Origin of the sequence: Chromohalobacter sp. (assembly GCF_039830575.1) — a bacterium.
Lineage (GTDB): Bacteria > Pseudomonadota > Gammaproteobacteria > Pseudomonadales > Halomonadaceae > Chromohalobacter > Chromohalobacter israelensis.
The window spans coordinates 408,379-434,544 of record NZ_JBDOOX010000009.1 but is presented as its reverse complement, the minus strand read 5'-3'; the positions used below and the strand labels follow the sequence as shown (position 1 = coordinate 434,544).

Sequence of the window (26,166 nt, the reverse complement as noted above, 5' to 3'; positions counted from 1 at the left end):
CGCCTCCCGAGCGTGCGTCAGAACGGCCAGATCAACGGAATCAGCACCAGCGTCACCGCGCCCACCAATACACTCAAGCCGCCCCCGACGCGCAGATAGTCGCTGAAGCGATACCCGCCGGGCCCGTAGACCATCAGGTTGGTCTGATAGCCGATCGGCGTCAGGAAGCTGGCCGAGGCGGCGAACATCACCGCGATCACGAAGGGCATGATATCCACGCCCAGTTGCTGCGCGGCACCGGTGACGATGGGAAAGGCGATCACCGCCGCCGCGTTGTTGGTGACCACTTCGGTGAGCAACGCCACCACCAGATACGCTCCGATCAACAGCAGGTACGGGTTGCCATCGGCCAGCGACAGGGCGCCCTGGGCGAGGACCTGGGCGGCACCGGAGCTTTCCATCGCCGCTCCCAGCCCGAAGGACGCGGCGATGGTCAGCAGCACCTGGGTGTCCAGTCCACGACGGGCCGCGCCGATGGAGCAGCACCCCGTCATCAGCGCCAGTGCGACGCCGAGCATCGCCGCCTTGAGCAGGCTCAGGACCCCGAACGCCGCCAGCCCGACCACGCCGAGCATGATGCTCCATGCCACCCAGGCGCGTTCGTGGTGCGGCCGCGCCTGGCCATTGAGCTCGCTGATCAGCAGGAAGTCGCGCGACTGACGATGCCGCTCGACGAACGCCGGGCGCACCTCCATGAGCAGCACGTCCGCCGCCTGCAGGCGAATCTGTCCCAGGTTGCCGGATACGCGCTCGCCATGCCGGCACACCGCCAGCACCGAGGCGCCGTAGAAGGTCCGGAAATGCCCTTCGCGCAGGCGCCGTCCCAGGAACTGGCATTGCTCGGAGACCACCGCTTCGACCAGACGCCGCTCGGCGAACGCCTTCTTGAGGCTCGACTGCCCCTGACCGGTGGGCCGCAAGCCGCGAATCTGCTGCAACTCCACCGCCGCTTCCGTGGTCCCAGCGAAGACCAGGCGATCATTGGCCTTGAGGCGCTCGCCGCGCCCCACGACCGAGACCACGTTGCCATCGCGTTCGATCTCGACCAGAAACAGGCCCTCGAGATGACGCAGCCCGGCTTCCTCGACGCTCTTGTCGACGATGGGGCCTTGCGGGTCGACCTGCATCTCGATGGTGTACTCGCGCGGGTTCTCGAAGACATCCGATGCGGTACGGCGCCGGGGCAGCAGCCAGCGCCCCACCAGCATCAGGTAGGCCAGCCCGACCAGCGCCACGGGCACGCCGACCCAGGCGATGTCGAACAGGTGCAGGGCACGCTCGGGATAGCGCTCGCGCAGCAGGCCATCGACCACCAGATTGGTGCTGGTGCCCATCAACGAGCAGGTGCCGCCCAGGATCGAGGCGAAGCTCAGCGGCATCAGCAGGCGGTGCGCGGGCAAGCGCAGGCGGCGGCTCCAGCTCAATACCGCCGGCAGGAAGGTCGCCACCACCGGCGTGTTGTTGAGAAAGGCGCTGATCGCCGAGACCGGCAACAGCAGGCGCCCCTGGGCGCCCAGCTCGTGTCGCGGCCGGCCCAGCAGGTAGCGAATGATCAGGTCGATGCCGCCCGTCTCGCGTATGCTTGCCACGAGGATGTACATGAAGGCGACGGTGAACAGGCCGCTGTTGGAAAAGCCCCCCAGGGCCTCGTCGGCATCGATGATGCCGACGCCGAACAGCGCGATGACCGCGCCCAGGAGAATCACGTCCGGCCCGAGACGGCTCAGCGCCATCAACAGGAACGACGCCGCCACCACGGCCAGCGTCAGCCACGCATCGAACGGCATACCGCCAATGTCCTAAACAGAAAACGATAGGCGCATTGTGACGAACCGCGAATATTCCCTGAAGTTATTTGTAGGAATGGACTTAGACGCTTTTTGTTCTATAGCGAACGAGGGACCCGCATGCGCCGCTGGTGGTTAACGCTACTGCTCGTCAATGTCACGCTCGTCGCCACGACACTCCCGCGTACGGGGGTCACGGCAATGCCCTGGCTGGCCGTGGACGGCTTGATGCTGATCGCCGCCCTGAGCCTGTGGCCAGGGCATCGCCACGCCCGGCGCGGGCTGGGCTACGCCGCCGGCGCCCTCATCGCCATCGTCGTGCTGGGCACCGTGGGCAACACGGTCACCCAGGAAATACGCGGCCGCCTCTTCAACCCCTATCTCGACCCCGCGCAGTTGCCGATCTTCCTGGAATTGCTGCGCGACAATCTGGGGCTGGCGACGAGCCTGGTGCTGGTAGCGGTGGCGATCGTCGGCCTGCTCGCCATCGGCGGCGGGCTCGGTCATCTGCTCGCCACCTTGCCCCGCCCTCGCCGACCGTCCGCCCGTCTCACTCTCGTCGGGGTGCTGGTCGTGAGTGCGGGACTGGTGCTGCTCGGCCCCACCCGACACACGACCTGGCTCGGCACGCCCGGCGTCGGCCTGCTCGCCGACCAGGTCACGCGCGCCTACGCCACCCACGCGGCCGTGCGCGATTTCGATGCCCAGCTGACACGCAGCGAGACGCCGCTCGATGCCCCCGAGGGGCACCCCCTGCCCGGACTCGCGGGGCGCGACGTCATCCTGGCGTTCGTCGAGTCCTACGGCATGGCCGCGCTGGAACGCACGCCCTTCGCGGCACCGGTGAACCAACGTCTCGACGCCATGGCCGAGACGTTCGGACGCGCCGGCCTCAGCGTCGCCAGCGGCCGGCTCGTCTCGCCCACGCTGGGCGGCCAGTCGCGCCTGGCCCACGCCAGCGTGCTCAGCGGGCTATGGATCGACTCCACGCTACGCTACGACCTCCTGCTGGAAAGCCCGCGCGCGACTCTCGTCGACGACTTCGAACGCAGCGGGCACACCAGCGTGGCGATGATGCCGGCCATCTATCGCGACTGGCCGGCGGGACGACGCCTGGGCTATGACACCATCCACGACGACCCCCGACTCGACTATCGCGGGCCGCGCCTGGGCTGGGTGACGATCCCCGATCAGTTCGTCTGGCATCGCCTGCGCCAGCTGCGCGACGCGCATGCCGAGCCGGTATTCGCCGAACTGGCGCTGATCAGCAGCCACGCCCCCTGGACACCGGTGATCGAACCGCTGCCCTGGGACGCCATAGGCGACGGCGAGGGCTTCTCGCGCTGGGAAGACGCCGGAAGCGACTTTCTCGAAAAATGGGGAGACAACGCGGGCATGCGTCAGCGCTACGGCCCCTCGCTGGCGTACTCGCTGGCGGTCGCCGCGGAGTACGCCGTGCATGACGTGGACGCCGACAGCCTGCTGATCCTGCTCGGCGATCATCAGGCAGCCCCGGGAATGCTCGGTTTCACGCCCGACCGCGAAGTGCCGGTGCACGTTGTCAGCGGCGACCCCGACCTGATCGCCCCCTTTCTCGAGCATGGCTTCGTGCGCGGCACACAACCGCCCCGCGACACGCCGGCGCGCTCGATGGCCGATCTACGCGACTTGCTGCACAGGCTGTACGGGGGCGACGCCTCCTGACGTCGCCCCGTCATGCGTGGCCTGAACCTGCGTCAGGCGCGAACCCGGTCGCGGCGGTCCTTGATCCAGCTCGCCACGCTGGTGGTCACCAGCGCCCCGACGATGACGGTCATCGACAGCCAGATGGGGATCTCGGGAATCGACTCGATGGGGTGCCCACCGTTGATGAACGGCAAGGTATTCTCGTGCAGCGCCTCGAGCACCAGCTTGACGCCGATGAAGGCCAGGATCACCGACAGCCCCAGGCCCAGGTAGACCAGGCGCGACAGCAGACCGCCGAGCAGGAAGTACAGCTGCAGCAGGCCCAGCAGGGCAAAGGCATTGGTGGTGAAGACGATATAGGGCTCGCGCGTCAACCCATAGATGGCGGGAATGGAGTCCAGCGCGAACAGCAGGTCCGTGAAGCCCAGCGCCACGATCACCATGAACAGCGGCGTCACCACCCGCTTGCCGTCGACCTTCGCGATCAGGCGCTGGCCATGATACGCCTCGGTCGCGGGCAGCCAGCGCTGCGCCAGGCGCACCGCGAGGTTGGGGCGGTACTCTTCTTCCTCGTCGCTGTCCTTGAAGCTCTCCTTGCCGAGCTTGTAGGCGGTCCACAGCAGGAAGGCGCCGAAGATGTAGAAGACCCAGCTGAACTGATGAATCGCCGCCGCGCCCACGGCGATGAAGACGCCGCGCATGATCAAGGCAATGACGATGCCGATCAGCAGCGCTTTCTGCTGATGGACTCGTGGCACCGCGAACTTGGCCATGATGATCACGAACACGAACAGATTGTCCACCGAGAGGCTCTTCTCGGTGATGAAACCCGCGAAGTACTCGGCGCCGCGCTGCGGTCCCCAGACGAACCACAGTCCCGCCCCGAACACCACGGCAATGGCGATGAACACGCACGACCAGGCAGCCGCTTCCTTGAAGCTCGGCTCGTGCGGCTTGCGTACGTGACAGACGAAATCGAAAACGAACAGCGCGATGATGCCGGCCACGGTGGCCAGCCATACCCACAGGGGAACGTGCATGAGTCTACCTCCGGTCAACGGTCAACGTTGCCGAAGGTCTCTCCCGCTCGGCGTTGGCACCGAGCCGCTGTCACCGGGGCGTTGCGCCCGTGCTGACGATGACAGCGCGAATCGACGGGCCGGGCGGCCCGCATCGGGAATACTCCCCTTCCGCTAGCGCGGCATTGTGGGGCGCGGCGCCGCGCAATGCAACGCTTATCGGCGCCGGCGTCCCGAAGAGGACATCAACCCCAGCAATGCACGTAGCGATAGGCCGTTTCGGCCAGACGCGAGTCCAGCCCCCAGGGCGCGAAACGTCGCGCCATGTCGTCGACGACCTCGCGCAACGGCCGCGACGCCTCGCGAACGCGTGCCTCGATGATGGTGCCGATCGTGAACAAGGCACTGTTTTCAGGGCTGGTGTCGTCCACGCGCGGTGACTTCAGCCACGGCGCCTTGCGTGCCAGCTCGACGTCTTCCTGGGTAATCATCTCCCGACCTCCCGATACACTTGCTGTCTCGCTTGTTGTGTGTGACTCACGGCTACCACTACGACTTTAGTGCAATGCGCGAAGTTCCGCCATGCGTCACATCGGCGCAATCGTCGTGTGGTATGGGGCCGCCGTCGGCACGTGCGAGTCGCGCGGCAATGCGGGCAAGCGCTCCTCAGCCGAGGATGAAGATCACGCAGGCCGCAGTGAGCGCCCCCATGGTCACGTTGAACACCCGCCAGGCACGAGGGCCCTTGAGCCAGCGTCCGATGGCGGTGCCGAATCCCGCCCAGAGCGCGATGCAGGGGAACCCCACGAGCTCGGCCACCCCCGCCAGCACGAGGGCGTTGACGACGGTGTTGCCATCCTCGGGCAGAAAGCTCGCCATCAGCGTCAATCCCATCACCCAGGCCTTGGGGTTGGCGAACTGGAAGGCGGCTGCCTGCCAAAAGCTCAAGGGGTGGCCTTCGCTCGCGCCGAAGTGCGGCGGCGGTGCCGTCGCGATGCCCCAGGCCAGATACAGCAGATAGAGGCTGCCGATGATGCGCAGCAGCGTCTGCACCAGCGGAAAACGCTCGAAGACGACACCCAAGCCCAGCGCCAGTGATGCAAACAGCACGAAGCAGCCACCGATGATGCCCAATAGATGCGGCATGGTACGTCGGAACCCGTAATTGGCCCCGGAGGCAGTGAGCATCATGTTGTTGGGGCCCGGCGTGATGGTCATGGAAATCATGAACAAGGCAGCGGGCCCGAAAGCGGACAGCATGTCCATCTGGATTGTACCCTCACAATTTATTCAAACGGGTTTATTGTCTCCCTCTTTTGTGAGAATAATGAGTGCAATAACAGCGTCAAAGGTTTTATTGTCACCATGACAATCTGGACACCCGAACTGCCCGAGGGCGGTCCACGCTACCGGCGCATCGCCGAGGCCATCGCCAGGGCCGTCGAAAGCGGCGATCTGGCCCCCGGCGACAAGCTACCGCCCCAACGCCGACTGGCCGATCGTCTGGGCGTCACCATCGGGACCATCACCCGCGCCTACGCCACGGCCCACCGCCAGGGCTGGGTCGATTCGCGGGTGGGCAGCGGTACCTATGTCCGCCAGCCCCTCGGGGAAGCGCCCACCAGTTTTCGTGCCGGGCAACCTGTCGACCAGGGCATGATCGACATGGGAATGAGCCTGCCGCCGCCGCATCCGTTGCGCAGTCAGGGACTTCAAAACGCCCTCGAGAGTCTCACTGCCTCGCCGCAGTCCCTTCAGGCGGCCACCGAGTACCAGCCGGAGGCCGGCGACGAGGGGCAACGGGCGCGCATCGCGGCCTGGCAAGGAAGCCTCGGCCTGCCCGACGACCCGAGTCGGCTGGTCATCACGCAAGGCGGCCAGCACGGCATCCAGCTCGCCCTGCAAGTCCTCACCCAGCCGGGAGATCTGGTGGCGGGCGACGCGCTGACGTACCCGGGCTTCATCTCCGCCGCCCAACAGGCCCACCTGCGGCCGATGGCAGTGCCCATGGACGAGGGGGGCATGGACCTCGATGCCCTGACCCGGTTGTGCGCTCGCCAACCGCCGCGCGCGCTCTACACCACACCCGATCTCAACAATCCCACCGGTGCACGACTCGACGAAGCACGTCGCAGGCGACTGGTGGCCCTGGCGCGCGAGCACGACATCTGGCTGATCGAGGACGCCGTGCAGTACCTCCCGCAGGCCGAGCGCGGCACGCCACTGGTCGAGCTGGCGCCAGAGCGCACCCTGCACATCTTCAGTACCTCCAAGGTGCTGGCCGGCGGACTGCGCATTGGCAGCCTCACGGTGCCGGCGCATCTGCTGGAGCGGCTGGGTACGGCGATTCGCACCCAAAGCTGGATGGTGGCGCCGCTGATGGTCGAGACGGCCTGCCGCTGGATGGAGAACCCCGCCAGCCAGGAACTGCTCCACTGGCAGATCGACGAGCTTGCCGCTCGTCGCACGCTGGCGCTGGACCGCCTGGCAGCACATGGCGCGCGGAGCCGTCAGGGCTCGTCGCTGGTCTGGCTGCCGCTACCGGCAGGACGACGCAGCAGCGAGCTGCAGACGCTGCTCGCCAGGCGCGGCGTCAAGGTGTCCACGCCGGAGCCCTTCTGCATGGGCAGCGAACCGGCCCCCCAGGCACTGCGGTTGTGTCTGGGGCCTCCCGCGAATCGCGACTCACTGGAAAAGGCGCTGTCGCTGATCGACGAGGCACTCTCGGAAGCGCCCTCGTCGCCCTGGCAGACGCTGTAAGGAGATGGAACGAGGCTCTCCTCTGGCGCGACGATCGCTCGCCCAGCACGGTGCCTCACCCAGGCACGCCCCCTCACAAAAAAACCCGCCGGACGTATCCGTCGGGTTTCGGTGGCGACACATTGCCGTGCTGCCGCAAGACGTGCGGGAGGCGTTACCGGCCGGCGACCGGCGACGCGTTCAGGCCGGCATGCTGTTGGCCCTGGCATCGCGCGGCCAGACTCGATGCTGGCCCATCGCCTCGGTGAACGGAGTGAAGACATCGTCCACCGTGGCTCCCAGGAAGATACCGTCTTCCTGGGTGGGCACGCCCGCGGCGGACAGCAGATCCCGACCCTCGCCGATGGCGGCGATCGCCTTGAGGTGCTTGTAGGCCTCCTGGACGTAATACAGTCCCAGCCCGGACTGCGACAACGCCTTGGCGCTTTCGGCGCCGCCGACCACGATCACCGCATCCAGTGTCACCGACGGCAAGCCGTTGAGCATGGCATCGGGGACGACCTGCTGCCCGTTGGTCGCCTTGACCGGCGCCATGCTCGGTGCAATGACAATGCCCTTGGCTCCCTCGGCCTCGAGCTTGGCCTTGAGGGCCTCCACCTGATCGCCATCGACGCCGTCGGCCACCAGTAACGCCACCTTGCGGTACTTGATGTCATGCGGCAGGCGCGCCATCAGGCTCAGCGCCTCGGAAGCCTGTTGCGAGCCATTGCCCAGTTCCTCGGCGGGGGCCGGTTTCTCGGCAGGCGTTTCGATACCGTGGTTTTCACCGACTCGCCGCGCCAGTTCAAGGTCGATGTTGGGCAGGATCTTCTGGATCACCCGTTCACGGATCCACGGCCGCTCCACCTTGGACAATTCGAAGGTGTAGGCGGCGATGATGTGTTCCTTCTCGACGTCGGTCTGCGAATTCCAGAACAGCGTGGCCTGCGAATAGTGATCGCCGAACGACGCGCTACGCGCACGGATCTTGTTGGCATCGACGCGCTCGTTGACCGTCTCGAAGCCGCCATTTTCCGGTGCCGGCGGCGTTTCGCTCGGGTAGCCGTCATCGATCGAATTGGGCTCGTAGGATGCCTGCCCCTTGTTGATGGTCTGGCGATGCATGGAATCGCGCTGGTTGTTGTGGAACGGGCACACCGGCTGGTTGATCGGGATTTCGTGGAAGTTGGGCCCGCCCAGACGCAGCATCTGGGTGTCCAGGTAGGAGAACAGGCGTCCCTGCAACAGCGGGTCATTGGTGAAGTCGATACCCGGCACGACATTGCCCGGATTGAATGCCACCTGCTCGGTCTCGGCGAAGAAATTGTCAGGGTTGCGATCGAGCACCATCTTGCCGATGGGGGTGACCGGCACCTGCTCCTCGGGGATGAGCTTGGTCGGATCGAGTATATCGAAGTCGAACTTGTGCTCGTCCTCTTCCTCGATGACCTGAATGCCAAACTCGTATTCGAGGTAATCGCCGCTCTCGATATCGTCCCACATATTGCGGCGATTGAAGTCCGGATCGCGCCCCCAGAGTTTCTGCGCCTCGTCCCAGATCAACGAACAAGTGCCCGCCAGCGGCTTCCAGTGGAACTTCACGAACCGTGCCTTGCCCTGCTTGTCGACCAGCCGGAAGGTATGCACGCCGAAACCTTCCATGTTGCGGTAATGACGCGGGAAGGCGCGATCCGACATGGTCCAGAGCACCATGTGAGCGCTTTCCGGCATCAGCGAGACGAAATCCCAGAAGGTGTCGTGAGCCGACTGCCCCTGCGGAATCTCGTTGTGCGGCTCGGGCTTCACGGCATGCACGAAGTCGGGAAACTTGATCGCATCCTGAATGAAGAACACCGGCATGTCGTTGCCGACCAGGTCCCAGTTGCCTTCGTCGGTGTAGAACTTGGTGGCGAAGCCCCGCACGTCGCGCACCGTATCGTTGGAACCGCGCGGCCCCTGCACCGTGGAGAACCGCACGAAGACGGGCGTTTTCTTGTCCGGGTCCTGAAACAACCCTGCCTTGGAGTACTGGGCGGCCGCCGCATAAGGCTGGAAATAGCCGTGCGCCGCCGCGCCGCGAGCGTGAACGATGCGCTCGGGAATGCGTTCGTTGTCGAAATGGTTGAGCTTTTCGCGGAAGATGAAATCTTCCATCAAGGTCGGGCCACGCTCGCCGGCCTTCAGCGAATTGTGGTTGTCGGCGATCCGAGTACCCTGATTGGTACGCAGGTCGTGCCCTTTTGCATCGCTGCGAAACGCTTCCAGGCGATCGGACTTGCTCGACTCGGTCGTCTTGTGGGCCGTATCGTGCGCCTCATCGCTATTGGAATGCGTATGGGGGTTCTTGGCCATGGTCAAACTCTCCTCGTTTGCAGAATGGCCCCCGCGCACTTGCAAGACGTCATTCGAACGCGGCCTATCGGTTCCCTGGCCTGCCCGTTCGACAACGCTGTGTTATCACGCTTTTTTCAATCTCTCCTTGAAGGTAGACAGGGCCACCTGAGAAGCGCAAATACCGCTCGCCCGGGCAGCGCTATCCAACCGCCCGATACAAAAAACCCGCCGGCGGTGTCCGGCGGGTTTGCGTGGTGGCCCGAGGGCCGCGCGTCAGCGCGCGTGCGAGTCGCTGGGTAGCGCGGCCGGCTGGTGGTTTCTTTCCCCTTCGCCACGCTCACGCAGCGTGAATGCGCCGACGGTCTCGGCGAGACGATGCGACTGGGCCTTGAGCTCGGCGGCGGCGGTGGCGCTCTGCTCGACCATGGCGGCATTCTGCTGCGTCATGTTGTCGAGTTCGGTCACCGCGACATTGACCTGGCCGATGCCATCGCGCTGTTCGCTGGTCGCGGCGTCGATCTCGCCGAGGACCTCCGAGACCCGAGCCACGCCCTCGACGATTTCTTCCATCGCCGTGCCCGCGCTGCGTGCCAGCTCCGCGCCGGCCTGAGTCTTGTCGGCGGCATTGTCGATCAGCGACTTGATCTCGCGCGACGCCTCGGCGCTGCGCGTGGCGAGCTGGCGTACCTCGCTGGCCACCACCGCGAAGCCGCGTCCTTGCTCGCCGGCCCGCGCCGCCTCGACCGAGGCATTGAGCGCCAGCAGGTTGGTCTGGAAGGCGATGCCATCCATGGTGGTCACGATCTCGGCCACCTGATGCGAGGCCGCCTCGATCTCGTCCATGGTCTTCACCACGTCCCCGACGACCTGGCCGCCCCGCGTCGCCGACTGACTGGCCGAGGTGGCAAGGCCGCTGGCCTGGCGCGCCGAGTCGGCGGTATTCGAGACCGTGCCGGTCAACTCCTCCATCGAGGCCGAGGTTTCCTGCAGGCTGGAGGCGGTGGTGTCCGTGCGCCCGGCGAGATCCTGGCTGGCCGAGGCAATCTCCGACGAGGCCACGCGCACCGAATCGCTGCTGTCGCGCACGTCCAGCAGTACATCGTTCATGGTGTCGGCGAAGGCATTGAACTGCGTGGCCAGCTCGGCGATCTCGTTGCGACCGCGCACCGGCAGGCGCTGGGTCAGGTCGCCGCCACCGGAGGCGATATCGCGCATGCGGCCGGCCAACTGGCGCAGCGGCCGTGACAGGCTGCCGCCCAGCAGCCAGCTGACCAGCAGCCCCAAGGCCGCGATGACCGCACCCACCGCGATCATGCCGGCCATGTCGGCTTGGCGCTGGGCCTCGAGGTCCGCCTGCAGGTCATCGGCGCCTGCCATGACCACATCCGCCGGCAGACGAATCATCACGACCCAGGGTTTGCTGTCTTCCAGCAACCGGAACGGCCAGTACAGCTCGATCATCTCGCCCGAGGCGTCACGCACCGGATCGCCGGCCTTGGCCCGCTGCAACTGCGAAACCACCGTCTCGTCGAAGATGGCGTCCGCCTGCTTGCCCGCCGCCTCGGCATGACCGGTGGAGGCGGTAATCCCGCCGCCCGGTGCGATCAGCGCTATCTCGCCGGCACCGTCGTAGAGCGCGCCATTCGCCTCGCGAAGCAGCCCCTGGATGAAGTCCACCGACAGATCGACCCCGGCGCTGCCCCGGAATTCACCGTCGACCATCACCGGCACGTTGAACGAGGTCACCATCAGGGTCTTGCCGTTGTAGTCGTACGGGGCCGGGTCGATGACACAGGGTTTCTGGGTCTCGCGCGGACATAGATAGTATTCGCCCTCGCGAATGCCACTGTCCTGGCGCGTCTCGCTTTCCATGGTCTCGCCCAGAGGCAGCACCTCGATGTCACCCGACTCGGTGCGATACCACCATGGCATGAAGCGACCATCGGGGCCGTAGCCGGCGTCTTCACGCCCCGTGTAGTCGCTGTCATCGCCGAAGGCATCGGGCTCCCAGCCGATGAAGGCATCCAGCAGGTCGGGGTTTTCCGCCACCGTGTCGCGCACCACGTTCGACAGTTCCTCGCGGGACAGCGAGACGCCCCGATCCTCGCCCATCAGCTCGTTGAGCGAGGCGAGGTTGCGCGCCTGGTCCAGCGCCTGGGTCAGCCGCGCCTGAATCCGCTCGGCCTGAGTCGAGGCCACCGCGTCCAGGCGTTGCTCGATGTTCTGTTCGAGCAGTTCTCGGGTCTGACCGTCGACGAAGGCCATCGAGCGAGAGTTGGCAAAGGTGGCATAGCCCACCAGCGCCACCACCAGGACCACGATGCAGGCCCCGACGAGTGTCGCGACCAGCGTACGAATCGATTTGAAATGCATGCTCACACCTCCATCCCGAGTGGCCGGACGAAGGAACATACGGGATGCAACGATGCCGATACGGCAGCGCCCGCCACCTGGCGGCACATGGATAAGCAAGGCAACATGGGAACGGTCTCGTCATGACAGGATTCAAGTGGGCAGGGGCCGGCGTCGACGCCCCGTGCCCCGCGTATCGGCCGGTCGTAAGTAAACTTTAGGCAACGCGTATCACTCCCTTGCTCCACCGCCTAGCGTTCCCTTCTCTCCGCCTCCTCTCCCCGTCTCTTTCTCCCCTCGCCGCGGCCGACCCGACGTGGGTTCAGGCTTACAGCAACCCAGGCAATGGACGCACACGCCTTGCTTGTAATGATCACAGGGGTTTTGCAAACTGCCTCGCGTTGGCGCGGATGCAGATGCGCCACCGGCAGCATGCCCCAACGACGACAACAGGGAACGTGGTATGTCCGATGCCTCAAGACGCTCTCCAGGGCGCTCCTCGATAGCGGCGGATGACGCCTCCGCCGCGCCCGCCCCCGAAGGAGAGCGCCTGCCCGACCTGCTTCGGCGCGTGGCCCAACGCGATCGCCGCGCCTTCGCCCAGCTGTACGCGGCCACATCGGCGAAACTCCATGGCACGGTACTGCGTATCTTGAAGGAGCGGGGCCGGGCCGATGACGTGGTTCAGGAGGCCTACGTCACGATCTGGCAGAAGGCGGCACAGTTCGATGCCGAGCGTGCCTCGCCCATTGCCTGGATGGTCGCCATCGCCCGCCATGCCGCCATCGACGAGCTGCGCCGCCGGCCCCGGGCGCCTCACGAGCCGGAAGAGGCGCTGGCCCACACGCCCGCCGATGGGCCCAGCGCCCGTGAGCACCTGGAACACGAGCAGGACGCCAAGCGGCTGCATGCGTGCCTGGAAGCGCTCGAGGCCGAGCGCCGGGACATGGTCCGCCTCGCATACCTGGACGGCTGGTCACGCGCCGATCTGGCCACGCATTTCGAGCAGCCGGTGAATACCGTCAAGACCTGGCTCCATCGGGCCTTGAAGCAACTCAAGGGGTGCCTGGCACCATGACCGACCACGACGACATCGACATGCTGGCCGCCGAGTATGTACTGGGCACCCTCGACGCCGAGGAGCGCGCCGAGGTGGCCCGGCGCCGGCAGCACGACGCCGATCTGGACACGCGCATTCTCGCCTGGGAAGCACGCCTCGCCCCGCTCGGCGACGAGGTCGAGGCCATCGCCCCGGGGCCGGATCTGCTGGCCAGGATCGAACGTCGCATCGACGAGCTCGAGACATCTTCACGGACGCCCCCCAGGCCGGAAGACGACACGAACGGCACGGCCCAGGTGATCGCGCTGCGCCGCCGCCTCGGCTTCTGGCGCGGGTGCGCCGGCCTGGCCACGGCCGCGGCGCTGATACTCGCCGTGGTGCTGATCGCGCCGTTCGATGACAGGTCGGATGAACCGCCCTTCGTGGCCGTCTTCCAGCAGGACGACCAGCAGCCGGCCTTCATGCTTTCCGTCGACCTCGACAGCCGCCGGCTCAACGTGCGACCGGTGACCGCCAAGCCGCTGCCGGACCGCAGCTATCAGCTATGGATCAAGGCGGAGTCGCTGGGGCCCAAGCCCCGCTCGGTGGGCGTGCTGAACGACGACTTGAGCCTGCCAGCCGACGCCCTGAGCGACTACGATTCCGAGTTGCTCAAGCGGGCCACCTTCGGCATCAGCATCGAGCCGCCGGGCGGTTCTCCTACCGGCCAGCCAACGGGCTCCGCAATTCACGGCTACCTCTACCCCACCGACCGGAACGCGGTATCGCAGCATCTGTGATTTTTTCGCGTCGAGGTGAAACCTTGTCCGGACTCCTTGCGTAACTAGGAGCACGCCCATCCCAACCACTTCGCAACGATGGGGCGTGCTCGGAACTCAAGGAGAGAATGATGACCAAGCTCATGGCAAGTGCATTCGTATCCGCCACCCTGCTCGCCGGCGCCTCACTGGCCCAGGCGGAAATGCACGGTGACATGCATCCGCAGGTCTGGGCCGACGACCAATCCGTGGCCGGCGGCACGGTCACCGCGGAAAAGGTCACGGCGGACAGCAACGGCTGGCTGGTGGTCCACCGCACCGACGAGAGCATGAAGCCCGGCCCCGTGGTCGGTCACGCCCCGCTCAAGGAAGGCGAGAACATGGACGTCACCGCGCTGCTGACCGAAGACGTCAGTGCCGGCGATCACCTCATGCTGATGGTCCACAGCGAAGAAGGCGGCATGGAGACCGGTGTGTTCGAGTACACCCTCGGCGCCAAGGAAGACGGTCCCGTCAAGATGGACGGCAAGCTGGTCACCGATACCATCACCGCGCAGTAACCGTCCTTCGGCATGTCGGAAGACGGAAGGGGCCTGCGGGCCCCTTTTTCGTGCCTCGGTGCCGTACTCGCCGATTCATCCTGCAGAGGGCGTTTCTTCCGGCGCCGTCAACCTGCCGAAGGTCTCGCGCAGGGTTTCCGGCGTAAACTGCAAGGCATCGGCGTCATCCGCGTGCCAGGCTGCATACTGGCGCCCTTCCAGACACTGGATCATATTGTCGGTATCCAGCACTTCCAGGGAATAGACCCAGTTGGCCATGATCGTCAACGCGGCCATGTGGGCCCCCTCGTTGGAGGCAGTGCACATGTCGTGCACGAGATGGATGCGATAGTCACGAAAGTAGGCGTCGAAGACCGAGGTCATCAAGCAGCCATCCGTCACCACGCCGCCGATGATCAGCCGCTTTACGCCGAGACTTTTCAGCATCAGGTCCAGACTGGTGTCGAAGAATGCGCTCCAGCGATATTTATCGATCACGATGTCCGTCTCTCGCGGCTTGATCTCCTCCATGACCTCGATGCTGTCACGATTGTCCGCGTAGAAGCATGGTTCGCCATCTGGATGGCGAGGCTCATCGAGCGAGAGCCCGATACCATCACGACGGTTGATCTGGCGGGTATAGATCACCGGCACACCGGCGGCACGGCACGCATCGATCATGCGTTGGGTGTTGCGCACCACGCCATCCAGTCCGAAGAGGCCAAAGCCACTCTCTTTCTGCAGGTCGATCACGACCAGGGCAGTTTCGTTATTCGTCATCGTGGACAGGTTCTCCCAGAAGGTATTTACAAAACAGATGGGGGCTCGCTTGCCTGCGGGGATGCGTCAGGCTCGGGCGGGGGGAAGTGTGTAAAGATATCGCCCGACTCCATGGCATTGGCGAGTTGCCTGATCCAGGTCAGGTAGGCTTTCGAGCCATTGACTAACGCGAGATCCTTGGTCGCCGTCTGCCTGACGGCCTCGTCATCCGACTGCCGGGCGAGTTCCTCCATCACCGGCTCGGTCTGCTCGATCGCCTTATGGATGACGCCACGCTCCAGGCGCAGCATCTTGACCATGAACCCCAGAAAATTCTGGAAGAAGTCCTTTTCGGCGATGTAGTGATCCTTCCGGTCCCCTTTCTTCCAGACCTTCACCACCATGCCGGTATCGATCAGCTCACGAATGCCGGTGCTGACACTCGCCTTGCTCATGGCCACCTCGTCCTTGATATCGTCCAGCGTCAGCGGTGACTCGGCAAAGTAAAGCACGGCGTAGATGCGTCCCACCGACGGCGTGACGCCATACGCCACCATGCTTTGCGCAATGGCGCTGATCATCACATCGCGCGCTTCTTCCAAGCGCTGTGAGTCTGTTATCTGCATGACACCGAAAATTCATTTTGTATTGAACATTTTGAACAAAATATATAAAGCAGGCGGCAGCGTCAAACTCGGCATGCACGGGTGCCTCACAGGGCGCTCTGGTCGACCGGTGGCCCGCCCAGTCAGGACGATGACGAGGCACCCGGCCGGCGCCTGCGTACCAGCTTCTCGACTTCCAGCACCAGCATCAGGAGCATGCCGATGCCGATCACTCCGGCGCCATCGGCGAGCGCGACCGGGCGGGTCTCGAAGACGGCCTGCATGACGGGCAGGTACGTGAAGGCGAGCTGCGCCACGACGACGGTCGCCACCGCCGCCAGCACGGTAGGCGTGCCCAGCACGCCGCGCCAATGCAACGCGCTCCCGTGCAGATAGCGCACATTGAAGAGATAGAACACCTCCAGCACCACGATCACGTTGACCACCAGAGTGCGCGCCATGGCCAGCTCGTCGCCCCGGCCCAGGGAGTAGAAGAAAACGCCCAGCGCCGCCGCCATGAACAGCAGCGACACGAAGGCCACGCGCCATATCAGAAAGGGCGTGAGCAGCCCCCGATCGGGAGGACGGGGCCGGCGACGCATGACCTGCGGCTCGGCCGGCTCGAACGCCAGGGCCAGGCCGAGCGTGGCCGCCGTGACGAGATTGATCCACAGGATCTGGACCGCGGACATCGGCATGGCCACGTTGAGCGCGAGGGCGGCGATCACGGCCAGCACCTCGCCGCCGTTGGTCGGCAGGGTCCAGGCCACCACCTTGCGGATGTTGTCGTAGACCACCCGCCCCTCGTGCACGGCGGCCACGATGGAGGCGAAGTTGTCGTCGAGCAGCACCATGCGCGAGGCCTCCTTGGCCGCGTCGGTGCCCTTGTGGCCCATGCCGATCCCCACATCCGCCTGCTTCAAGGCGGGCGCGTCGTTCACGCCGTCCCCGGTCATCGCCACGATGGCGCCGGTCGACTGCAGCGCCCGGACGATGCGCAGCTTGTGTGCCGGCGTGGTGCGGGCGAAGACCGCGGTCTCGGCGACCCTGCCGGGCAGGGCATCGTCGGGGATGGCGTCGAGCTCGCCCCCAGTCAGCACGCGCGGCGCCTCTCCGAGGCCCAGCTGGCGGGCGATGGCCGCGGCCGTGGCGGCGTGATCGCCGGTGATCATCTTCACCGCGATGCCGGCGTCGCGGCACTCGGCGATGGCCGCGATGGCCTCCTCCCGGGGCGGATCGATGAAGCCCACCAGGCCGAGAAAGCACAGGCCCTCCTCGAGGTCGGCGAACTGCAGCGTATGGGTTCCCGCCGGCACCGGCTTGACGGCCAGCCCCAGCACGCGCTCCCCCTCGCCGGCCGCCTGCGCGATGCGCGCGGCCCAGGCGTCACGGTCCAGCGCCACGCCTGTCTCCCCCGCCGCCTGCGCCGTGCACAGCGCCAGCAGCTCATCGGGTGCACCCTTGACGAAGATCCGGCAGTCGCCCGCCGCATGACGGTCGAGCGTGGCCATGAAGCGATGCCGGGCATCGAAGGGAATCGCATCGAGCCGCGTCCACGCCCGGTGCAGCGCTTCCGGCGCCAGCCCCGCCTTGAGCGCCAGCGCCACCAGCGCCCCCTCCATCGGATCACCCACCACATGCCACTCGCCCTCGACCTGGTGCAGCCGGGCATCGTTGCACAGCACGCCGGCCAGGATGAGCCGCTCGGCATCCACCAGCCGCTGCTCCGCGTTCTCGGCCCCCGGCTCGGGGGTCAGCTGCCCCACCGGCGCATAGCCCGCGCCGCTCACCGCAATCGCGCCGCCTGGCACATCCAGCCGGCGCGCCGTCATCTCGTTGCGCGTCAGGGTGCCGGTCTTGTCGGAGCAGATGACCGAGGTGGCGCCCAGCGTTTCCACGGCGGGCAGCTGCCGAATCGCCGCATTGCGACGCGCCATGCGCTGCACGCCGATCGCCAGCGTGATGGTGATGACCGCCGGCAGGCCTTCGGGAATCGCCCCCACCGCCAGGGCCACCACGATGATGAGGGCCTCCGGCCAGGCAAGGCCGCGCGCCAGCACCGCGAAGGCGAACAAGACGGCGGCCACGCCCAGGGTGATCCAGGTGAAGCGTGTGCCGAAGCGATTGATCTGACGCAGCAGCGGCGTGGTCAAGGGCGCCACGGCGCCCAGCAACGCGCTGATCTGCCCGATCTCGGTCTCGCGGCCCGTGGCCACGACGACCCCGGTGGCCTGCCCGGTCGCCACCAGCGTGCCCGAGTACGCCATGCAATGCCGCTCGCCGAGCGCGGCCGTCGCCGGTGCCGGCGCCGCCTGCTTTTCCGCCGCCACCGACTCCCCGGTCAGCACCGCCTCCTCGATGCGCAGCGCCCTGACCCGCACCAGGCGCACGTCCGCCGGCACCCGGTCGCCCGCTTCCAACAGCACGATGTCGCCGGGGACGAGCGTCTCCACCGGCACCTGCATGCGCCGCCCGTCGCGGAGCACATGGGCCTGCGCGGCGATGAGTTCGTGAATCGCCTGCAGCGCCTTTTCCGCCCGGCCTTCCTGGATAAAACCCACCAGCGCATTGACCAGCACCACGCCGAGGATCACCGCCGCGTCGACCAGGTGCCCCAGCAACGCCGCCGCCCCGGCCGCCGCCAGCAGGAAGTAGATCAGGGCGTTGTTGAAATGCGCCAGGAAGCGGCCCAGTGGCGACCGCCCCGCCACGCTGGGCAGCCGATTGGGGCCATGACTGGCCAGGCGACGGGCCGCCTCGTCCGGCGCCAGCCCCTCGGGCGAACTCGCCAACGCCGCCAGCACGTCATCGGCCGCCTGCGCATGGGGCGCCGCGAGGGTGTCATCGGGCGAGGTCGCGACGCCTCGCGTCGCCGAAGGTGCCTGCATCTTGTCTCCTCGAGGGTCGGCCGGGGCGCCCGGCCGCTTGTCGCCATGGATCGTGTCGTTACGGCGCGGGGCGTGTCAGATCGAGACTCAGCGTCACGGTATCCACGGTGTCGCCAGCGGGCTGGGTCACGAATCCCAGCTCCGCCGCCATCTGCCGCATGGGGTGGTTGTCGCGCAGGACATCGGCGAAGACCTGGCGAATGCCGGTCTCGCGGGCATACGCGAGCAGCCGCTGCATCAGGCGATAGCCGAGGCCGGTGCCCTTCTTGTCGCTGCGGACCATGATCGCGAATTCGGCCTTCTCCTTGTCGGGGTCGGCGGAGAGCCGCACCACGCCGACGATAGCCGACTCCCCCGGCGAGGTCGCCACGAAGGCCATCTCGCGGTCGTAGTCGATCTGCGTCAGGCGCGCGGCGAAGGCATGATCGAAGGGCTTGATGGCCGCGAAGAAACGCATCCGCACATCCTCGGGCGTGGAATTGCGCAGCATCTCGACCAGCGCGCTCTCGTCCTCGGGGCGAATGGGTCGCAGGCAGTAACGTTGCCCGGCGCGCGTCTCGATTTCTTCCTCCAACTGCTGCGGATACGGCCGAATCGCCAGGGGCTTGCGCTGGTCGCCCTCGGCGCGGACCACGATGCGCGCATCCAGGGCGATCACCCCGCTGGCATCCGTCAGCAGCGGATTGATGTCGAGCTCGACCACGCGCGTCAGGTCGCTGACCAGTTGCGAGACCTTGATGAGCGTCGCGGTCACGGCCTCGAGGTCGGCCGCCGGGCGGTCCCGATAGCCGCGCAACAACCGTGCTACGCGCGTCGAGGCAATCATGTCCCGCGCCAGCAGTGGATTGAGCGGCGGCAGCCCCACCACCCGGTCGCCGATGACCTCGACCGCCGTGCCGCCCTGGCCGAACACGATCACCGGCCCGAAGAGGCTGTCTTCGGCGACGCCCACGATCAGCTCATGCGCCCCCGGCCGGCGGATCATCGGCTGCACGTTGAAGCCCTCCACGCGGGCCTCGGGCTGGGCACGCCGCACCGCCGCGAGCATGTCTTCGGCGGCCTGCGTCACGGCGCCGGGCGAGGCCAGATTCAACTGCACCCCACCGACATCCGATTTATGCGAGATATCCGGCGAAAGGATCTTCAGCACCACCGGAAAGCTCAGCCGCTGCGCCGCCTGGCTGGCCTCTTCCGGGGTCCGCGCCACGATGGCGGGCACCGTGGGGATGTCATAGGCCGCGAGCACCGCCACCGCCTCCGGCTCGGTCAGCACGCTGCGCCCCGCCGCGATCACGCCGTCGATGACCGCCTCCGCCTTGGCCGGCTCGAGGGTGACGGCTTCGGCCAGCGCCGGGGGCGTTTCCATCAGCGCCTGCTGGTTGCGCCGGTAGCTGAACAGGTGCGAGAAGGCCCGGATGGCCTGCTCCGGCGTCTCGTAGGTGGGCAAGCGCTGCGCGGCGAACAGGTGCCGTGCCTGGTCGGGCGCGCCCTCGCCCAGCCAGCAGGTCAGCACCGCCGCCTGCCGCGTGCCGATCGTCTCGACCACCGCCCGGGCCGCGTCCAGGCTATCGACGACCGCCGCCGGACAGTTCATGACCAGGATCGCATCCGCGCCGCGCTCGTCGAGCAGCGCCTCGAGGGCTAGCGCGTAGCGCCTCCCCGGGGCATCGCCCAGAATGTCCACGGGATTGGCATGCGACCATGCCTCGGGCAGCGCCTCGTTCAGGCGTGCCAGCGTCGTCTCGGCGAGTTCGGCCAGATGCCCGTTCGCGGCGGCCAGCGCATCCACCGCCAGCACGCCGATGCCGCCGCCATTGGTGAGAATCGCCAGCCGGTCGCCCTTCACGCGGATGCCGGTCGCCAGGGTGCCGGCGGCCTGGAACAGCTCGTCCAGCGTCGCCACCCGGAGCATGCCCGCGCGCCGGAACGCCGCGTCGTAGACGGCATCCGCCCCGGCCAGCGCCCCGGTGTGCGACAGCGCCGCCCTGGCCCCCGCCGTGCTGCGGCCGGTCTTGACCACCACCACCGGCTTGTTGCGCGAGGCCATGCGCGCCGCCGAGAGAAACTTGCGCACCTCGGTCACCGCCTCGACGTAGAGCAGGATCGAGCGGGTCTTGGGGTCCAGGGCCAGGTAGTCGAGCATGTCGCCGAAATCGACATCGCTCATCGCCCCCAGCGAGACGACGTGCGAAAAGCCGATGCCGCGCGCCGAGGCCCAGTCGAGAATGGACGTCGCCACCGCGCCGGACTGGGTCACGAAGGCGACATCGCCCTTGGCAGGCGTGAGATGCGCAAAACTGGCGTTGATGCCCATGTGCGGCGCCAGGATCCCCAGGCAATTGGGCCCGACGATGCGCATCAGATACGGCTTGGCGGCATCGAGCATCGCCTGCTTGAGCGCCATGCCCTCGGGGCGCGCGCCCTCGCCGAAGCCCGCCGAGATCACCACCGCCGCGCGGCAGCCACGCTCGCCAAGCTCGCGGATCAGCCCCGGCACGCTCTCCGCCGGCGTGGCGATGATGGCCAGGTCCGGCGCCAGCGGCAGCTCGGCGATACTGTGGTAGTTGAGGGTCGAGCGGATGGCCCGCTCGTGCGGGTTCACGGTCAGAATGGGCCCCGCGAAACCGGCCTCCAGCAGATTGCGCGCCAGCACCACCCCCACCGAGCCCGGCCGGTTGCTCGCCCCGACCAGGGCGATCGTGGCCGGGGCGAACAACGCATCCAGATTGCGAATCGACATCGGGCCTCTCCGGTCCGTTCAGCGGGCGGCGGCCATCAGGCGGTCAGCAGCATCTTGATGGCCTTTTCCGACGCGGCACGCGAGAACACCTCGTACGCCTTTTCGATCTCGTCCAGCGCGAAGCGGTGGGTGATCAGGCTTTCGGCATCGATGCCGCCGGTCTCGAGAAACCGCATGAGCACGGGAATGGTATTGGTGTTCACCAGCCCGGTGCGGACCGTGACGTTCTTGATCCACAGCTCCTCGAGGCGCAATTCGACGCTGCGGCCATGCACGCCGATGTTGGCGAGCCTTCCGCCCGGACGCAGGATGCGCTGGCAGGTATCGAACGTCTCAGGGATGCCCACGGCCTCCATGGCCACGTCGACGCCCTCACCGTCGGTGAGCGACATGACCGTCTCCACCGGATCGGCACTGACGGTGTCGGTCGCGCCCAGTTGCCGCGCCACGGCCAGGCGGTTCTCGTCCGGGTCGACCATGATGATGCGCCCCGGTGAATAGAAGCGCGCGGTCAACAAGGCGGCCAGCCCGATGGGCCCCGCGCCGACGATGGCCACGGTATCCCCCAGCGAGACCTCGCCGTTCAACGCACCGATCTCGTGGCCGGTGGGCAGGATGTCGCTCAGCATCAGCGCCGCGGCGGGTTCCAGCCCTGGCGGCAACCGGTACAGGCTGTTGGCGGCATGCGGAATGCGCACCACCTCGGCCTGGGTACCATCGATCTTGTGACCGAGAATCCACCCGCCATCGCGGCAATGCGCGTACATGCCCTGCTTGCAGTAATCGCAGTGCCCGCACGACGTGATGCACGAGATCAGTACCTGATCGCCGACCGCGAGACCGCTGACGCCCCCGCCGACTTCCTCGATCACCCCGATGCCTTCATGGCCCAGGGTGCGCCCCGGCGTCACCGCCGGCACATCGCCCTTGAGGATGTGCAGGTCGGTGCCGCAAATGGTGGTATGCGTCACCCGCACGATGGCATCCGTGGGTTGCTCGATTGCGGGCCGCTCCTTCTCCTTCCAGGCCTTCTGCCCCACTCCCTCATAGACAAGCGCTTTCATGTCCCCTTCCCCGGGTAACGCCCACCGCGACTCGGCAAGCCTTTGCCTGAGTATAGAAAGCGCGGAAAAACGGGGCTTGATCCGGGTCAAGTTTTGGATCTGTACCCAGCAAGGGAAAAAGCAGAGGTAACAAACGAAGGTGGGCCCAGCCGAGTCAGCCGGGCCCACCGTGATCGAGGAATGTCAGGAAGACACGCTTATTCACGAAGCGAATCAGAATTCATAAATGACGCTTCCTTGAATCCGATCGACGCTTCCATCGCGGTGATCCACGGTTTCACGCATGGCATGCGCCAGCTCGATGCCGTAGGTGACGCGCTCGATGGGGCTCCAGAGGTAATTGACGTGGATCAGCTCATGCACCTCATCGTAGGCATCGACGAATCCACCGGCGCTATCGGTATCGACCAACGACACGCCATCTCGCTCGGCGTCATCCCAGTCCGCTTCGACACGAGAATAGGAGACATTGAACGTACCGGGCCCGACATCCTGGCTGATACCGAGCGTACCGCCCCAGGCGGGAATCGTTTCAAGACGGTTGCCGACACGATAGGCCGCCGGGGCCGGGTTGACCTTCATGTACGCGCCGATGCCCTTGCCGCCCGTCAGCTGACCACGGATCGTGGTGGATGGCGTGACAGAATAGCTCCCCGCAACGAAGAGCCCCCAACCCAACGATGCATCTTCCTCACCCCCGGAATCGAAGGCCACCTCGCGGAGCAGCGCCGCCGTGGACCATTTCGCCGGGCCGGCACTGGACTCATAGCGCAATGTGAGATCAGGCAGGCCGTCCTTGCGGTCGACATCGGTACCGGCAATGGATTCCCCGCCGCTGGATGCGTTATACCCTCCATCGAACGAGTCACCCGACATGACGCCACTGGGATCTTCCAAGGCTACATGGAAGTTCCCGAACGAGTAACGCAGCTGGGCCTGACGTAGAAACGCATCGCGCCCGGCGGGTCCGGTAAAGTCCAATGTCGGCGTCGTGCTGATGAACGTATGAAAGTTGCTCCAGGTCTGACCGGCCAGAATGCCGTTCCAGGCGCCGTAGGCCTGACGCAAACGGAAGTCACCGAAAAAGAAATCCCCTTCGATGTTAGTGACCAGGTCTCCTTTCTCAGTTGGCGTGGTGGTACGGACACCGATCCTGGATTCACCCGCGCTCAGGTTCGAGTGGCCATCCGTGCTCGACTGGCCATCGACCGCTATCTTGCCGAAATTGACACTGTCGCCCAGCCCATCGCTGTTGCCCGACTTCACATCGCCCGTGTCATACATGATATCGAGCTTGGCATAACCGTAGACCGACACGTTGGTGCCCCGTACATCGAAATCGATAGCGAGCGCCGGTACGCTCGACGACAGCATGAGGGCACCCAGAATGAGGGACGAGCGGTGGCGTGAAATGCGTGGTTGCATCTCGGAAACTCCATGACTGTTATTGGAATTGGAAAGTAAGAAATGGGAAGTTGGAATTACCGTTCGGCTCAGCCGAAGAGTCTGAAAACCAGCCGGAATGAGATGGCGAAGATGGCAATCAACCCCAGAATCGCAAACCCGGTCTGCCATGGGCCGTTCTTGAGGTCTCCCATGACGTCACGTCGTTGCGTCAGCAGGAAAAGGATGATGCCGAGGAACGGAGCCACCAGAACGGTCAATGCCTGAGCCACGATGATCAACTCGATGGGCGATCCTTTGGAGACCACAGTCACCACCGCGCCCCAGGCCAGGACACCGTAAACCAGGAATTTGACGCGCCAGGTCGAAAGGCTGCTGTCCCAGCCCAGGGCATCCGCCAGCAGCGTCCCACCGGCCGACGCGTTGGCCGCCATCGACGAGAAAGCCGCCGCAAAGAAGCCCAGACCGAATAGAATGGAGCCCAGTCGTCCGGCGAGCGGCTCGAGCACGCTTGCCAACTGCGGGAACGTGGTCACCACGGTGCCGGTCGAGTTGAGCACGGCCGACGCCACGATAATGATCAGCATGGCCATGAAGGCTGTCGCCACATTGCCCGGCAGAGTATCCATCAACGTAATGGCACGATATTGCTCGCGCTTGAGCTGTCGTTCATGAATGGCATAACCGGTATAGAACGCCGAATTGATCGAGAAATTCGTTCCGATGAGGGCGATCAACAGCACGCCAGCCTCGGCGGGTATCTGCGGTATCAGCCCTTTGGCCGCCGCCACCCAATTGGGGTCGCTCAAGATCGTCGAGGCCAGGAAACCGACCGACATCAGCCCGATCAGCGCCACCAGCAGCCGTTCCATCGCTTTATAGGTATTGCGCATGGCGATGAGAAGCCCGACGGCGACAGTACAAGCCAGTGTCCAACCGACTACCGAGCCACCCAGCAGCAGGCTCAAAGCAAGCCCCGACCCGACCGCATTGCCGACGGCAAACATCAAGGTGATCGCAAAGACGCCGAACCCCGCCATCACGCCGACCGGACGCCCCAGCTTTTGCTTGGTCACCGCGACGACCGAGTCGCCCGACGCCAGCCCCAGACGAACCGCCATGTCATTGAAGACGAACATGAGAATCGCCGAGACGAGAATGACCCAGAGCAGCACATAGCCATATTGGCTACCGGCCTGGACGGCGGATGTCAGTGCACCGGGGCCGAAGCGCCAGGCGCCTGCCACGAAGGCCGGACCCATGAGGGCCAGCATTTGCGGCACGGATAGAGAAAACCGGGACCGGCCGAGGGTCGTCGACGAGGCCAGCGATTCGGAGTCCCGCTTGGTATGAGAGTTCATCACGCGCTCCTGATATCTCTTGTTATAAGAATGGTGGAATGGATGAATCTGGCGAGACGGTGATGCCTGACGGCATCACCGAGGTAGCCGGTCTCGAAACGAGACCGGCCAGACGCAATTAAACGAGTCCCGCTTGACGCATGGCATCGGCGATCTGCTTGTCGGCCCCTTCGGCGAGCGGACGCAGCGGTGCACGCACCGTCGCGTTATCGAGAATCCCCCGAGCGACCAGCGCCCACTTCAGTGCCACCGTGCCTTCCATGTGCGAGCCACGGTGATAGACGTTCTTGGTCACCGGCAACAGACGATCATGCAGCTCGCGGGCCTTGGCGTAATCCTTCGCTTTGCCTGCCTGGATCATCTCGATCAACGGTTCGGGGGCAATGCCGCCATAGCCGACCAGCGCTCCGTCGACGTCGAACATGGTATGAAGCAGGTATTCGTCGTGACACGTCAGGATCTGCAGCTCCGGACGTTCGGCGCGGATCACGGGGATTTCGGTGTCCCAGCGCTTCATGTTCCGCACGCCGTTCTTCATGGCGAACACGCCCGGCTGAGCGGCAATATCCAGCTGGGTCTGCAGGTTGTAGGTGGCCTTCGTGTTATCCGGGTACTGGAACAGGATCAGTGGCAGCCCGCTTTCTGCATGGATACGCCGATAGCGCTCCTGCGGTGCCCCTTCCTGATACCCGAAGCGCAACCACCCATGAGAGGGATAGACAAGCCCCGCCGCGGCGCCTGCCTTGACCGCACGCTTGGCCTCCTCGGATGCCACGTAATCGCCCTCGCCCGTGATACCGGCGATGATCGGCACCTCGCCCTTGACCGCCTCGACGTAAGCCTCGATGACACGCGTTTGCTCGTCGGACGTCAGGAAGGTGCCTTCACCGGCATGGCCCAACACGACCAGCCCTTTGACACCGTCGATACCGCCCAGCCAGGCGCCAACCTTCTTGATGCCCGCATAGTCGATTTCACCGTCGCGGGTGAAGGGAGTGACCGGTGCGGGCGTGAGACCTCTGAGATCGAGAGACATGGTGATTCCTCTTTTTCGCTTTTGGCAACGTTACT

At 65.6% G+C, this 26,166-nt stretch carries 19 protein-coding genes; 5 read left to right on the top strand and 14 right to left on the bottom strand.

The features are described from left to right. Nucleotides 1–17: 17 nt before the first annotated feature. Nucleotides 18–1,787 carry an SLC13 family permease gene (locus ABGX75_RS08910; RefSeq protein ID WP_011506408.1) on the bottom strand — a complete coding sequence of 590 codons (1,770 nt, stop codon included), beginning with the start codon at nucleotides 1,785–1,787 and terminating at the stop codon, nucleotides 18–20. A 120-nt stretch (nucleotides 1,788–1,907) separates the two neighbouring features. Between ABGX75_RS08910 and ABGX75_RS08905 the strand changes: the two genes are divergently transcribed. Then, nucleotides 1,908–3,491: an alkaline phosphatase gene (locus ABGX75_RS08905; protein ID WP_347410775.1), complete on the top strand. Its 1,584-nt coding sequence runs from the start codon at nucleotides 1,908–1,910 to the stop codon at nucleotides 3,489–3,491. Between the two features lie 32 nt (nucleotides 3,492–3,523). On the opposite strand, the gene ABGX75_RS08900 is transcribed toward ABGX75_RS08905, so the two are convergent. From ABGX75_RS08900 to ABGX75_RS08890, 3 genes are all read right to left on the bottom strand, one after another. Then, the gene (locus ABGX75_RS08900) at nucleotides 3,524–4,513 is read right to left on the bottom strand and encodes a TerC family protein (protein ID WP_179152294.1); all 990 of its coding nucleotides are present in this window, start codon (nucleotides 4,511–4,513) and stop codon (nucleotides 3,524–3,526) included. Between the two features lie 224 nt (nucleotides 4,514–4,737). Next, nucleotides 4,738–4,983 (bottom strand): hypothetical protein, encoded by a 246-nt coding sequence (locus ABGX75_RS08895; protein WP_011506405.1) that lies wholly within the window; start codon nucleotides 4,981–4,983, stop codon nucleotides 4,738–4,740. Between the two features lie 175 nt (nucleotides 4,984–5,158). Then, nucleotides 5,159–5,758: a LysE family translocator gene (locus ABGX75_RS08890; protein ID WP_011506404.1), complete on the bottom strand. Its 600-nt coding sequence runs from the start codon at nucleotides 5,756–5,758 to the stop codon at nucleotides 5,159–5,161. A 99-nt stretch (nucleotides 5,759–5,857) separates the two neighbouring features. Between ABGX75_RS08890 and ABGX75_RS08885 the strand changes: the two genes are divergently transcribed. Beyond that, nucleotides 5,858–7,252: a PLP-dependent aminotransferase family protein gene (locus tag ABGX75_RS08885; RefSeq protein WP_347410774.1), complete on the top strand. Its 1,395-nt coding sequence runs from the start codon at nucleotides 5,858–5,860 to the stop codon at nucleotides 7,250–7,252. A 180-nt stretch (nucleotides 7,253–7,432) separates the two neighbouring features. Here ABGX75_RS08885 and katE read toward each other — a convergent pair whose 3' ends face one another. Together katE and ABGX75_RS08875 are read right to left on the bottom strand one after the other, a co-directional pair. Next, complete coding sequence (katE, locus tag ABGX75_RS08880; RefSeq protein ID WP_280512634.1) at nucleotides 7,433–9,622, bottom strand: catalase HPII; 2,190 nt, start codon at nucleotides 9,620–9,622, stop codon at nucleotides 7,433–7,435. 216 nt (nucleotides 9,623–9,838) lie between these two features. After that, on the bottom strand, nucleotides 9,839–11,938 hold the full coding sequence (locus ABGX75_RS08875) for a methyl-accepting chemotaxis protein (RefSeq protein ID WP_347410773.1): 2,100 nt from the start codon (nucleotides 11,936–11,938) through the stop codon (nucleotides 9,839–9,841). Between the two features lie 442 nt (nucleotides 11,939–12,380). On the opposite strand from ABGX75_RS08875, the gene ABGX75_RS08870 reads away from it, so the two are divergent. The 3 genes from ABGX75_RS08870 (at nucleotide 12,381) to ABGX75_RS08860 (ending at nucleotide 14,295) form a co-directional block, all read left to right on the top strand. Beyond that, complete coding sequence (locus tag ABGX75_RS08870) at nucleotides 12,381–12,995, top strand: sigma-70 family RNA polymerase sigma factor (protein WP_110062144.1); 615 nt, start codon at nucleotides 12,381–12,383, stop codon at nucleotides 12,993–12,995. Beyond that, nucleotides 12,992–13,756 (top strand): anti-sigma factor, encoded by a 765-nt coding sequence (locus ABGX75_RS08865; protein ID WP_110062145.1) that lies wholly within the window; start codon nucleotides 12,992–12,994, stop codon nucleotides 13,754–13,756. The genes ABGX75_RS08870 and ABGX75_RS08865 overlap by 4 nt, the downstream gene beginning before the upstream one ends. Nucleotides 13,757–13,866: 110 nt before the next feature. Further along, the gene (locus ABGX75_RS08860) at nucleotides 13,867–14,295 is read left to right on the top strand and encodes a hypothetical protein (RefSeq protein ID WP_011506398.1); all 429 of its coding nucleotides are present in this window, start codon (nucleotides 13,867–13,869) and stop codon (nucleotides 14,293–14,295) included. A gap of 75 nt (nucleotides 14,296–14,370) precedes the next feature. Here ABGX75_RS08860 and ABGX75_RS08855 read toward each other — a convergent pair whose 3' ends face one another. The 8 genes from ABGX75_RS08855 to ABGX75_RS08820 all read right to left on the bottom strand — a co-directional run bounded on the left by ABGX75_RS08855 (nucleotide 14,371) and on the right by ABGX75_RS08820 (nucleotide 26,131). Further along, nucleotides 14,371–15,054: an isochorismatase family cysteine hydrolase gene (locus ABGX75_RS08855; RefSeq protein WP_179152298.1), complete on the bottom strand. Its 684-nt coding sequence runs from the start codon at nucleotides 15,052–15,054 to the stop codon at nucleotides 14,371–14,373. 26 nt (nucleotides 15,055–15,080) lie between these two features. Further along, nucleotides 15,081–15,659, bottom strand: a complete 579-nt coding sequence (locus ABGX75_RS08850; protein WP_179152299.1) for a transcriptional regulator — start codon at nucleotides 15,657–15,659, stop codon at nucleotides 15,081–15,083. A 122-nt stretch (nucleotides 15,660–15,781) separates the two neighbouring features. After that, nucleotides 15,782–18,526 carry an HAD-IC family P-type ATPase gene (locus tag ABGX75_RS08845; protein ID WP_347410772.1) on the bottom strand — a complete coding sequence of 915 codons (2,745 nt, stop codon included), beginning with the start codon at nucleotides 18,524–18,526 and terminating at the stop codon, nucleotides 15,782–15,784. Between the two features lie 58 nt (nucleotides 18,527–18,584). Continuing rightward, nucleotides 18,585–21,266, bottom strand: a complete 2,682-nt coding sequence (locus tag ABGX75_RS08840; RefSeq protein WP_347410771.1) for a bifunctional acetate--CoA ligase family protein/GNAT family N-acetyltransferase — start codon at nucleotides 21,264–21,266, stop codon at nucleotides 18,585–18,587. A gap of 35 nt (nucleotides 21,267–21,301) precedes the next feature. Further along, entirely contained in the window at nucleotides 21,302–22,330 is a 1,029-nt protein-coding gene (locus tag ABGX75_RS08835; protein WP_347410770.1) for a zinc-dependent alcohol dehydrogenase family protein, read from the bottom strand. A 213-nt stretch (nucleotides 22,331–22,543) separates the two neighbouring features. Further along, entirely contained in the window at nucleotides 22,544–23,755 is a 1,212-nt protein-coding gene (locus ABGX75_RS08830; RefSeq protein WP_347410769.1) for a DcaP family trimeric outer membrane transporter, read from the bottom strand. A 68-nt stretch (nucleotides 23,756–23,823) separates the two neighbouring features. Continuing rightward, nucleotides 23,824–25,095, bottom strand: a complete 1,272-nt coding sequence (locus ABGX75_RS08825; RefSeq protein WP_347410768.1) for an Nramp family divalent metal transporter — start codon at nucleotides 25,093–25,095, stop codon at nucleotides 23,824–23,826. Between the two features lie 118 nt (nucleotides 25,096–25,213). Next, entirely contained in the window at nucleotides 25,214–26,131 is a 918-nt protein-coding gene (locus ABGX75_RS08820; RefSeq protein WP_179152312.1) for a dihydrodipicolinate synthase family protein, read from the bottom strand. Nucleotides 26,132–26,166: the final 35 nt, after the last annotated feature.

Excerpts from the sequence above, each read along its gene's own strand:
- ABGX75_RS08900 (WP_179152294.1), bottom strand. The coding sequence starts at position 4,513 with ATGCACGTTCCCCTGTGGGTATGGCTGGCCACCGTGGCCGGCATCATC.
- ABGX75_RS08885 (WP_347410774.1), top strand. The coding sequence starts at position 5,858 with ATGACAATCTGGACACCCGAACTGCCCGAGGGCGGTCCACGCTACCGG.
- ABGX75_RS08845 (WP_347410772.1), bottom strand. The coding sequence starts at position 18,526 with ATGCAGGCACCTTCGGCGACGCGAGGCGTCGCGACCTCGCCCGATGAC.
- ABGX75_RS08865 (WP_110062145.1), top strand. The coding sequence starts at position 12,992 with ATGACCGACCACGACGACATCGACATGCTGGCCGCCGAGTATGTACTG.
- ABGX75_RS08875 (WP_347410773.1), bottom strand. The coding sequence starts at position 11,938 with ATGCATTTCAAATCGATTCGTACGCTGGTCGCGACACTCGTCGGGGCC.
- ABGX75_RS08850 (WP_179152299.1), bottom strand. The coding sequence starts at position 15,659 with ATGCAGATAACAGACTCACAGCGCTTGGAAGAAGCGCGCGATGTGATG.
- ABGX75_RS08820 (WP_179152312.1), bottom strand. The coding sequence starts at position 26,131 with ATGTCTCTCGATCTCAGAGGTCTCACGCCCGCACCGGTCACTCCCTTC.
- ABGX75_RS08855 (WP_179152298.1), bottom strand. The coding sequence starts at position 15,054 with ATGACGAATAACGAAACTGCCCTGGTCGTGATCGACCTGCAGAAAGAG.
- ABGX75_RS08890 (WP_011506404.1), bottom strand. The coding sequence starts at position 5,758 with ATGGACATGCTGTCCGCTTTCGGGCCCGCTGCCTTGTTCATGATTTCC.
- ABGX75_RS08905 (WP_347410775.1), top strand. The coding sequence starts at position 1,908 with ATGCGCCGCTGGTGGTTAACGCTACTGCTCGTCAATGTCACGCTCGTC.
- ABGX75_RS08830 (WP_347410769.1), bottom strand. The coding sequence starts at position 23,755 with ATGCAACCACGCATTTCACGCCACCGCTCGTCCCTCATTCTGGGTGCC.
- ABGX75_RS08910 (WP_011506408.1), bottom strand. The coding sequence starts at position 1,787 with ATGCCGTTCGATGCGTGGCTGACGCTGGCCGTGGTGGCGGCGTCGTTC.
- ABGX75_RS08870 (WP_110062144.1), top strand. The coding sequence starts at position 12,381 with ATGTCCGATGCCTCAAGACGCTCTCCAGGGCGCTCCTCGATAGCGGCG.
- ABGX75_RS08835 (WP_347410770.1), bottom strand. The coding sequence starts at position 22,330 with ATGAAAGCGCTTGTCTATGAGGGAGTGGGGCAGAAGGCCTGGAAGGAG.
- ABGX75_RS08825 (WP_347410768.1), bottom strand. The coding sequence starts at position 25,095 with ATGAACTCTCATACCAAGCGGGACTCCGAATCGCTGGCCTCGTCGACG.
- ABGX75_RS08840 (WP_347410771.1), bottom strand. The coding sequence starts at position 21,266 with ATGTCGATTCGCAATCTGGATGCGTTGTTCGCCCCGGCCACGATCGCC.
- ABGX75_RS08860 (WP_011506398.1), top strand. The coding sequence starts at position 13,867 with ATGACCAAGCTCATGGCAAGTGCATTCGTATCCGCCACCCTGCTCGCC.
- ABGX75_RS08895 (WP_011506405.1), bottom strand. The coding sequence starts at position 4,983 with ATGATTACCCAGGAAGACGTCGAGCTGGCACGCAAGGCGCCGTGGCTG.